General features: G+C 44.6%; 3 protein-coding genes. All 3 read right to left on the bottom strand.

Annotated elements, in window-relative coordinates; all coding sequences use genetic code 11:
- Positions 1 to 332, bottom strand: a 332-nt coding sequence (locus PPOP_RS00785) for a hypothetical protein (protein WP_006284064.1), incomplete at its 3' end; no start/stop codon positions are given.
- Positions 333 to 645: 313 nt separating this feature from the next.
- Positions 646 to 885: a hypothetical protein gene (locus PPOP_RS00790; protein ID WP_006284065.1), complete on the bottom strand. Its 240-nt coding sequence runs from the start codon at positions 883 to 885 to the stop codon at positions 646 to 648.
- 12 nt (positions 886 to 897) lie between these two features.
- The coding region (locus tag PPOP_RS22465; protein WP_006284066.1) for a hypothetical protein at positions 898 to 1,090 on the bottom strand (193 nt) is incomplete at its 5' end.

Consider the following 1,090-nt stretch of genomic DNA (forward strand, 5'->3'; position numbering starts at 1 on the left):
ACCGACTCTATACCATCGTTGAGATACCTGTCAACTGTTCTATCCGTTACCTTGTTCCACCTGATCAATGTCTGCTGCCGTGAATGCTTCTTTAAATACCGGAATTCTGTGATTTCCCGTACTTCATCATCCTGAATTAACCTTACCGCCATTTCTATATTTCTAACAATGTACTCTAAGCTATATTTCACTTGCTGCTCTCGCTGCGCGAGAGGCTCTCTGGCGGCCAGCTCTTTCAAAGTCTTAGACATCCTAGGGTAATGGGTCATGAGCCTTTTGACGGCCTGTTTCTCGCCCTCTGTAGCTAGTGGATACCATTCAGCTTGCCCCATGCTCCACCTCCCACGTATCACGCTCCCACGCTCCGCGTCATTTGATTGAGTCGCTATTGGGTTACTCGTCTTCTTTCAGCTCCAATTCAGCGTCCCTTTTAAGTATGTGGCAATCCGGACAAAACAACGCTCGACAGCATGGGCATCGCTCCCAAAGTGATCGACACCCCGGGCATACCCAATGTGTCTTTGCCGTTACCTTCATGGCGTATCCACCCCCCTGATAGAAAATCTTATTTTCACATTCCAGACCCGGTTGATTTATAACTTTACAATCGCAGCCATCCTCACTGGCGTAACTGTATATGTGACTTCAACAGTATGGGCATTTGAATTCATAATCAGATTCTTCTTCCGGATCACAATTTACCGATATTTCTTTAATACCAATCACTTTGTTTACAGGACTGATGCTACACCAGCGATAAGTCTTCCCGCCGATTTCATAAATGCAGTCTGTATCAGGCTCTACTGCTACCTCCATTACTAACTCCATCAAATGATAGTTTCCACCCCAAAAGTGTTCACTGTTGTAGCTCCTTAATTGCCACATCTGTATTCCCCCTTAAATAAATTTGATTTCACCTTGAATGTATCTATCCACACACTCCGCACAAAGTGTGATTTCTCCGGCTGCTCCATCTTCATCAGGGTCATATTGCAAAGCGATTACTTTTTCCTTTACTTTCTCGCATTCGTCGCATTTTTTCATTGATTTTAATTCCATTTCCATCGTTCTACTCTCTCCCTTAGGGCGC

This window comes from Paenibacillus popilliae ATCC 14706 (genome assembly GCF_000315235.1).
GTDB classification, from domain to species: Bacteria; Bacillota; Bacilli; order Paenibacillales; family Paenibacillaceae; genus Paenibacillus_B; species Paenibacillus_B popilliae.

Bases quoted from the DNA above. Each gene is read 5' to 3' on its own strand.
- PPOP_RS00790 (WP_006284065.1), bottom strand. From the start codon at position 885: ATGTGGCAATTAAGGAGCTACAACAGTGAACACTTTTGGGGTGGAAAC.